Annotated in this window: 7 protein-coding genes; 2 read left to right on the top strand and 5 right to left on the bottom strand. The window is 74.3% G+C overall.

Features of this window, described 5'->3' with window-relative positions; all coding sequences use genetic code 11:
- Positions 1–3: 3 nt before the first annotated feature.
- Together ACWD0Y_RS17975 and ACWD0Y_RS17980 are read left to right on the top strand one after the other, a co-directional pair.
- A complete protein-coding gene (locus ACWD0Y_RS17975) occupies positions 4–750 on the top strand; it encodes a class I SAM-dependent DNA methyltransferase (protein ID WP_450261305.1) in 747 nt (248 codons plus the stop codon).
- Positions 747–2297 (top strand): FAD-dependent oxidoreductase, encoded by a 1551-nt coding sequence (locus ACWD0Y_RS17980; RefSeq protein ID WP_450261306.1) that lies wholly within the window; start codon positions 747–749, stop codon positions 2295–2297. Before ACWD0Y_RS17975 ends, ACWD0Y_RS17980 begins: the two co-directional genes overlap by 4 nt.
- Before the next feature lie 44 nt (positions 2298–2341).
- Here ACWD0Y_RS17980 and ACWD0Y_RS17985 read toward each other — a convergent pair whose 3' ends face one another.
- The 5 genes from ACWD0Y_RS17985 to ACWD0Y_RS18005 all read right to left on the bottom strand — a co-directional run.
- Positions 2342–3352, bottom strand: a complete 1011-nt coding sequence (locus ACWD0Y_RS17985) for a DUF5914 domain-containing protein (protein WP_450261307.1) — start codon at positions 3350–3352, stop codon at positions 2342–2344.
- Positions 3349–4344: a phytoene/squalene synthase family protein gene (locus ACWD0Y_RS17990; protein ID WP_450261308.1), complete on the bottom strand. Its 996-nt coding sequence runs from the start codon at positions 4342–4344 to the stop codon at positions 3349–3351. The genes ACWD0Y_RS17985 and ACWD0Y_RS17990 overlap by 4 nt, the downstream gene beginning before the upstream one ends.
- Positions 4341–5873 (bottom strand): phytoene desaturase, encoded by a 1533-nt coding sequence (locus ACWD0Y_RS17995; protein WP_450261309.1) that lies wholly within the window; start codon positions 5871–5873, stop codon positions 4341–4343. Before ACWD0Y_RS17995 ends, ACWD0Y_RS17990 begins: the two co-directional genes overlap by 4 nt.
- Entirely contained in the window at positions 5873–7135 is a 1263-nt protein-coding gene (locus ACWD0Y_RS18000; protein ID WP_450261310.1) for a polyprenyl synthetase family protein, read from the bottom strand. The genes ACWD0Y_RS17995 and ACWD0Y_RS18000 overlap by 1 nt, the downstream gene beginning before the upstream one ends.
- A gap of 199 nt (positions 7136–7334) precedes the next feature.
- Positions 7335–8046: cobalamin B12-binding domain-containing protein (locus ACWD0Y_RS18005; protein ID WP_450261311.1), on the bottom strand; the 712-nt coding region annotated here is incomplete at its 5' end.

The following is an 8046-nucleotide window of genomic DNA, read 5'->3' on the forward strand; positions in this document are numbered from 1 at the left end:
CGCATGTCCCTCCTGCGCGATGCCGACCTGTCCGCCGCCTTCGACCACGCCTCGCGGACGTACGACCGGATGACCTCGGCCAGCCCGGGCTACCACCGCCACCTGCGCCGCTCGGCCCGCAGGCTCGGTCTCCCGGCCGCCGGCAGAGGTCTGCGCCTGCTCGACCTCGGCTGCGGCACCGGTGCCTCCACCGCCGCACTGCTCCGTGCCGCGCCCCTCGCCGAGGTGACGGCCGTGGACGCCTCCGCGGGCATGCTGGAGCGGGCACGGGCCAAGCCCTGGCCACCCGGTGTCTCCTTCGTGCACAGCCCCGTGGAGCTGCTGGACACAGCGGGTGTCCGCGGACCGTTCGACGCCGTCTTCGCGGCGTACCTGTTCCGCAATGTCGACGATCCGGACCAGGTCCTGGCAGCGGTCCGCTCCGCTCTCGCGCCGGGCGGGCGCCTCGCCGTCCACGAGTACACGCTCAGCGGCCGCCCGGCGGACCGCGCGGTGTGGACGGCGGTGTGCAGGGCGCTGGTGATGCCGCTCGGCCGGTGTCATGGAGACACCGAGCTGTACGACCATCTGTGGCGCAGCGTCGTCGCGTTCGACACCGCGGACGCGTTCGCGGCCAGGCTGCGCGGGTCCGGCTTCGCCGGAGTGCGGGTCCTCCCCCTGCCCGGGTGGCAGACCGGGATCACGCACACCTTCGTGGCGCACGTGCCCGGCGCGACGGACACGACGGACACGACGGAGGAGTGCGCGTGAGGCGCGACAGGAGCCCGCTGCGGCACGGCCGCGACCCCAGGGCGCGGGTGCTTCCGGCACGCCCCGGCCGTGAACGCGCTCCGGAGCCCGCACCGCGGGTCGCGGTCGTCGGCGGCGGCATCGCGGGCCTCGCCGCCTCGGCCGCTCTCGCCGAACGGGGCGTCGGCGTCACCCTGTACGAGCGCGACAGCGGGCTCGGGGGACGGCTGGCCGGCTGGCCCGTCGAGCTGACCGACGGCTCGACGGCGACGATGAGCCGTGGTTTCCACGCCTTCTTCCGGCAGTACTACAACCTGCGGGCGCTGCTGCGACGCGCCGACCCCGGGCTGCACACCCTGACGGGCCTTCCCGACTACCCGCTGCGCCACAGCGGCGGCATGTACGACAGCTTCGCGAAGGTGCCGCGCACTCCCCCGCTCAGCGCACTCGGATTCGTCGCCCGCAGCCCGTCGTTCGGATGGGCGGACCTGCTGCGCATGAGCCCGCGGGCCGCGCTGCCGCTGCTGGACGTCCGCGTGCCCGGTGTCTACGAGCGGCTCGACGGCGTCAGCGCGGCGGACTTCCTCGCGGACATCCGGTTCCCGCAGGCCGCACACCACCTCGCCTTCGAGGTGTTCTCCCGCAGTTTCTTCGCCGATCCCCGCGAACTGTCCGCGGCCGAGCTGGCCCTGATGTTCCACATCTACTTCCTGGGGTCGAGCGAGGGCCTGCTGTTCGACGTGCCGCGCGAACCGTTCCCGCAGGCGCTGTGGGAGCCGCTGGCCGGCCACATCGACGGCCTGGGCGCCCGCATCCGCACCGGGACACCGGTGGAAGCCGTGCGTCCGGTCGACGGCGGCACGCTGGAGGTGACCGCCGCAGGGCGCGCCGCCCGCCACGACGCCGTCGTACTGGCCCTGGACACGGAGGGACTGCGGCGGGTGGTGGCCGCCTCGCCGTCGCTGGGCGACCGGGCCTGGCGCGCCGGGATCGCGGCCCTTCGCACCGCGCCGCCGTTCCTGGTGTCGCGTCTGTGGCTGGACCGGCCGGTGGCCGCGGACCGGCCCGGCTTCCTCGGCACGAGCGGGTACGGCGACCTCGACAACGTCAGCGTGCTGGAACGCTGGGAGGGCGAGGCCCACCGGTGGGCCCTGCGCACCGGCGGATCCGTCGTCGAGCTGCACGCCTACGCCGTGGCGCGGACCGGTGACCGGGAAGCGGTCCAGGACCGGGTGCGGCGGCAGCTGCACCGGGTGTACCCGGAGACCCGCGACGCGAAGGTGGTGGACGAGCGGCACGAGTGGCGGCACGACTGTCCGCTGTTCCCCGTCGGCGGCTACCGGGGGCGCCCGGCGGTCCGCACGCCCGACCCGTCCGTCATGGTGGCCGGCGACCTGGTGCGTACGGAACTGCCGGTGGCGCTGATGGAGCGCGCCGCGACCAGCGGCTTCCTCGCGGCGAACGCCCTGCTCGCACGGTGGGGGCTCCAGGGGCACACCCTGTGGACCGTGCCGGACCGGGGCCGCTCGTCCGCCCTGCGGGCGCTCGGGCGGCTCGGCACGCGCTGACGGCCGGGGCCGGCGCGGAGCGCCGCCGGCCCGGGGCCGCGGCGTCAGCCCGGGAACCGGCCGGTGCTGCGGAGCTGCCACCGGCGCTGCGCATAGGCGAGGTCGTCGCGCCACAGCCGTCCGGCGGCGGCGCGCATCAGCGGCCGCAGCACGGGGGTCAGAGCGCGGGCCGCGGCGAACCCGGGCCGGTCGGACGCGGCGACCACCGCCTCGGTCACCGCGGTGCGCGGCCGGCCGTGGAGGTCCGGCTCCAGCGGGGTGGCGTGCGTCTCGACGACCGATCCCGCCCCCTCCCCCTCGGTGATGTGCATGACGACGGTGCGGGGTTCGGGCGCGGTGAAGACGGCGGTCACGGGGACGACGACGCGGCCCGCGAGTCTGAAGGACACCCGCACGGCGAACGCGTCGTCGCCGTCCTCCACTTCACCGCCCGGGGCACTGACGACGCGGAGGTCGACGAAGGAGTACGGGTGGAACCACGCACCGTGCCAGGGGTCGAGCCTGTTCGCCACGATGTCCTGCGGCTCGCACACACCCGTCCCGGTGTACACGGCGGCCACGGCGGACCGCGGACGCGCCGGTACGACGGGCAGCTCCAGCGGTGCCTCACCGCCCGCCTCGTCCAGCCGCACCCACACCAGGACACCGTCGTCGTACGCGGGGAACGGCTCCCAGCCCGCGTACGCCTTTCCGTCCAGGGCCAGCCCGTGCCAGTGGCAGACGAGGGTGCCGCAGCGGACGGGGCTGCGGCCCAGTGGCGCGCCGAGGTGCGGACACGCTCCGGGACCCGCGACCGGCCGCCCCCGCGCGTCACGCCAGGCGACGACCTCCACGCCGGCGACGGTGCGCCCGAACGAGCCCTTCGACGTGATCTCGCGGGCGTCCGCGAGGACGTACCAGTTCCCGGACGGACGGGCGAGAGCGCGTTTGAGCGCGGCATCGATCACGGCGGGGCGGGCGTCGCGCCAGGTCGGACGCTGCTTCTCCCAAGGGGTCGGCGTACGGCGGAGACTGAGGGGGAAGCGGCGGCGGCCGGCGGGTGGCGGGGACGTCATGCGAGCTGCTCCTCCACGGGCGTGGCGGCCGGGCCGGCGGGGCGCCCGGTTCTCGTGCGCGACGCCCTGCTCCTGGCCACGGCCAGCCGGCTGAGGCCGTCGAGAGCGACCACTGCCCTCCGCAGGGGCGGGACCACCGCGCGCCGGTGGACGCACGCGTACCCGTCGTCGGCGATGGCTTCGAGGATGCCGCCGTACAGGGTGAAGGCAGTCCGGATGCAGGGGCGGGAGACGGGGTCGAGCATCGGCAGTCCGGGGGCTGCCTTGCGGTACACGCCCTTGGTGACATGCGCCGCGGCCTTGAGCGCTTCGACGATCCGGGGGTCGTTCCGGCCGGCCGCCCGGCTCCAGAGCAGCAGCTCGCGGTCGACTCCGTGTGCGGCCAGCAGATCCGCGGGCAGATAGACCCGCCCGCGGTCGAGGTCCTCGCCGACGTCCCGCAGGAAGTTCGTCAGCTGGAACGCCACTCCGAGGGCCGCCGCGTGCGGTGCGGCCTCGGAGCGCGGCACGACGGTGCCGAGCACCGGCAGCATCTGCAGGCCGATCACGGCGGCCGATCCGTGCATGTACCGGTTCAGGTCGTCCATCGTCGGATAGTCCGTCACTTCGAGGTCGCAGCGCATGGAGGCGAGGAAATCGTCGAAGTGCCGGGGGTCGATGCCGTACCGGGCCGCGGTGTCGGCGAGGGCGTGGACGACGGGTTCGGGGCTGTGGCCCGTTCGCAGTCCCTCTCGCAGACGTGCCGCCAGGGCGGTCAGCCGGGCGCCGCGTTCGGCGGCGGACGCCCGGGTGCCCAGGTCGTCGACGATGTCGTCGGCCCAGCGGGCGAAACCGTACAGGGCGTGGACGGCCGGCCGCCGCTCGACGGGCAACAGCCGGGTGGCGAGGAAGTAGGTCTTGCCGTGGCGGGCGTTGAGGCCGCGGCAGTGCGTGTAGGCGGCGCGCAGGCGGGGCTCGGTGATGCCCGCGGCCGCCAGTTCCCGGCGCGTCATGGGGTGCCGCCCCCGGGGGCCCGGCGGCTGCCGCGGGTCCGGGCGGGTCCCGCGGCTCCGGTGATGCGGGCGGCCGCGAGTTTCCCGGAGATGAGGACGGTGGGCACGCCGACGCCCGGGGTCGTTCCGCATCCCGCGATGACGGCGTTCGCCGTTCCGCGGACCAGGTTGCGGGGGCGGAAGGGGCCTGTCTGGGCGAAGGTGTGGGCCGCCGAGAACGGCGTACCGGCCGCGTGTCCCTGCCCGGCCCAGTCGGCGGGGGTGATCAGGCACTCCTCCTCGATGGCTCCTGCGAGGCCGGTGAGCCCGCGTCGTTCCAGTTCGGCGAGCACGCTCAGGCGGTAGTGAGGGGCGAGGTCGTGCCACTGCTCGCGGCTCGGGCCGATGTCCGTGTTGGGGCAGGGCGCGAGGACGTAGTGCACGTGCCGTCCGGCCGGGGCGAGCCGCGGGTCGGTGGCGGTCGGCCGGGTGATGAGCAGGGACGGGTCGCTCATCAGCCGCCCGGTGCCGGTCAGCTCACGGAAGGTTTCCTTCCATTTCGCTCCGAACGAGATGGTGTGGTGGGCCAGTTGCGGCCAGGTGCGGTCGGTGCCGACGTGCAGGACGACGGCGGACGGGGAGTGCCGCAGGGCGAGGGGGCGTTTCGGCCTGCGGCCCAGCAGGCGGTAGGTGACGGGCAGGTCCGGTGTCAGCACGACCGCGTCGCAGGGAATGCGCAGCTGGTCGGTGACGACGGCCGTGACTCTCTCTCCCCTGCGTTCCAGCCGGGTGACGTGCTGGCCGTACCGGAAGACGGCGCCGGCCTCGGCGGCGGCATCGGCCATGGCGCGCGGAAGGGCGTGCATGCCTCCCATGGGGAAGTAGACGCCCGCGACCGTGTCCATGTAGGCGATGACCGCGTACGCGGCGAGGGCGCGGGCGGGCGGGACTCCGGCGTACAGGGCCTGGAAGGAGAAGACCCTTCGCAGCCTCTCGTCGGTGAGGAAGCGGCCGATCCGGGGGTCGAGGCGGCCGAAGCCGCCCAGCACCGCGAGACGGGCGAGGTCGGGGTGCAGGAGCTGGAACGGCGAATCGAAGTTCGTGTCGATGAAGCGCCGCATCTGGACGTGGTACAGATCCTGCAGCCAGCCGCGCAGGCGGCGGTACCCGAGGGCCTCGCGCGCGCCCGCGAAGCTCTCGATCTCCGCCTCCATGGCCTCGGCGTCGGTGTGCACGTCCAGGGCGCTGCCGTCGGCGAACTGCGCCCGGTAGGCGGGCTGCAGTGCGACGAGTTCGAGCCGGTCGGTGAGTTTTCGGCCGACGGCGGCGAACGCGTCCTCGACGAGCTCCGGCATGGTCAGCACGGTCGGGCCCGTGTCGAACCGGTAGCCTCCCCGGTCCACACGGCCGGCCCGCCCACCGGGCTGTGTGTCGCGCTCGACGACGGTGACCCGGCGGCCCGCGCCGAGCAGGTGCAGCGCGGCGGACAGACCGGCGAGTCCGGCTCCGACCACCACGACGTGGTCGGTCCGCCCCTTGACCGTTCGCATCACCGGTCTCCTTCCGCGGCCCCGGCCGTCAGCAACAGAGCCGGTACGGCGTCCTGCACGGGCCCGGTGCGCGCAGGCGTCACGCCGGTCCGGGGCGCGGCCACGGCGTTCAGCAGCCGGGCGAGGCGGGCCGACGCGGGCGACGACAGGGCGGCCGCGGCCAGCCGGCGGGCGCTGACCGCCAGCAGCTTCTCGATCCTCGTCTCCACGGCGCCGCGCGCCCCCGTGGAGACGAGGACCTGCCGTACCTCCTCCAGACCGGCCTGGGTCAGGGCAGGGTTGCCCAGCGCCTTGTCGAGCACGGACAGGGAGTCCGTATCGCCTCGCGAGGCCGCCGTCGTGCGTGCGACGGCGACCAGACAGGTGAGCCGGCCGGCCCTCATGTCGTCGCCCGACGGCTTCCCGGTCGTGCGGGGGTCGCCGAACATTCCCTCGATGTCGTCGCGCAGCTGGAAGGCGATGCCCGCGTTGCGGCCGGCGGAGCACAGGGCCCCTGTGGTCCTGTCGTCGGCCCCCGCGAGAGCGGCTCCGAGCGCGAGCGGCCGTTCGACCGAGTACAGCGCGGACTTGAGGCAGGCGGTGCGCATCGCCCTGGCGACCGACCGGAAGCCGGCCTCCTGCCCCGGCCCTTGCCCTTGCCCTTGCCCTTGCAGATCCAGGTACTGCCCCGCGACCATCTCCATACGCAGCGCGCGCCACAGGCTCAGCACCCTCGGCCGGACGCCGTGGCCGTAGGGGGTGTCGGCGATGATGTCGTCGGCCCACACCAGTGCGAGGTCGCCGCCGAGGACGGCGGCGGAGGCTCCGAAGGAAACGGTGCCCGGCGCAGTCGTCTCCGACGAGGGGTACTGGGCCTCCAGCCGCGTGTGGAGGGCGGGGCGGCCACGGCGCCTGGTCGACCCGTCCATCACATCGTCCAGGACAAGGGCGCATGTCTGGATCAGTTCGAGCGCCGCCGCCACGCGGAGCGCCGCGGGCCTCTCCCCTTCCGATCCCCCGCACGCACGCATCGACCACCACAGGAACTGGGACCGCGTGCGTCCGCCCCCGTCGAGCGTGAAGTCGGCGACGCGTTCCGTGATGTCCCGGGCGAAGGTCTCGTCGAGTGTCCGTGCCTGTGCGATCCGTTCCCGAAGCAGTCCCTCCAGCACCTCGCCCACCGCGGCGGGCACATCCCCGTCGACGCCGGCGCAGGAACCTCGGCCCGTGTCCGGCCCGCGCGTGGCCGGGACCGGCTCGGTGGAAACGCTCGGATGCATCATGGTCCTCCGCGGGGATCGACGGGTGTTACTCGTCCTTCTGGGAAGACAGGCCGTTCGGATGCGCCACCACCGTTTCGCGTGGGACGGCGGTCGGCGTCCACTCGATCACATGCGGACGATCCGGCTTTTCAATGACACACGGGAGAACGTGTGACGCACACGAAAGGCGAACAGCCGTTCGGCGGTACGGGTTCTCGTGTCACCCGAGGAGCAACGACTCGACGACCCCGGCCCCGGAACGCAGGCCGTGCAGCCGCCCGGTGCCCGGCCCATGCGGTGTCGTCGTCCATCCGGGGCCGGCGAGCAGCAGAGCCGGACGGGCCCTGGCGCCTCGCAGGCCCCATTCCATCCCCGAGAGGAGCTGGACCGGCGCGTGGTCGGCGGTCGAACGGGACTGTGCCCACAGCACCACCACCGACGGGCCGATCCGGCGTACCGCCGCGCAGAGGGCCTCGGCCGGAAGGGCGGCGCCGAACATTCTCGCGGGCAGGCCCCGCCGGCCCAGAGCGGCCGTGAGCACCTCCAGGGGGAGGGTGTGCTGCTCGCCCGGTACGCAGGCGAGCAGCACGGGGGCGATGCCCGCCGGCCCGCGCACCGTTCGTACGCGGCGGACGGCCGACGAGATCTGCCAGGACAGCAGGTGCTCGACCTCGACGTAACGCTCGCCGGAAGAGGCCCACTTGCGTCCCACCGCGTGGAGCGTGGGAGCGAACACCTCCTCCCAGGCCGCGACCAGGCCGTGTTCGGCGAGCGCGGCGTCGAGCAGTTCCTCGACGGCGGGCGCGTCGAGGCGTACGGCCGCACGGGCGAGGCCGCGGCACTCCTGCCTCGCGTCCCCGAGCGGAAGGGCGTTGCGGCCCCCGGGCGACAGAGCGGTGCGCGGCGCCGGGCGGCGTCGGCGAGGAGGATCG

Source organism: Streptomyces altiplanensis (assembly GCF_053591575.1).

What these genes read in the sequence shown, in the direction of transcription:
- ACWD0Y_RS17975 (WP_450261305.1), top strand. Translation starts at nt 4, where the DNA reads ATGTCCCTCCTGCGCGATGCCGACCTGTCCGCCGCCTTCGACCACGCC.
- ACWD0Y_RS17985 (WP_450261307.1), bottom strand. Translation starts at nt 3,352, where the DNA reads ATGACGTCCCCGCCACCCGCCGGCCGCCGCCGCTTCCCCCTCAGTCTC.
- ACWD0Y_RS17990 (WP_450261308.1), bottom strand. Translation starts at nt 4,344, where the DNA reads ATGACGCGCCGGGAACTGGCGGCCGCGGGCATCACCGAGCCCCGCCTG.
- ACWD0Y_RS17995 (WP_450261309.1), bottom strand. Translation starts at nt 5,873, where the DNA reads ATGCGAACGGTCAAGGGGCGGACCGACCACGTCGTGGTGGTCGGAGCC.
- ACWD0Y_RS18000 (WP_450261310.1), bottom strand. Translation starts at nt 7,135, where the DNA reads ATGATGCATCCGAGCGTTTCCACCGAGCCGGTCCCGGCCACGCGCGGG.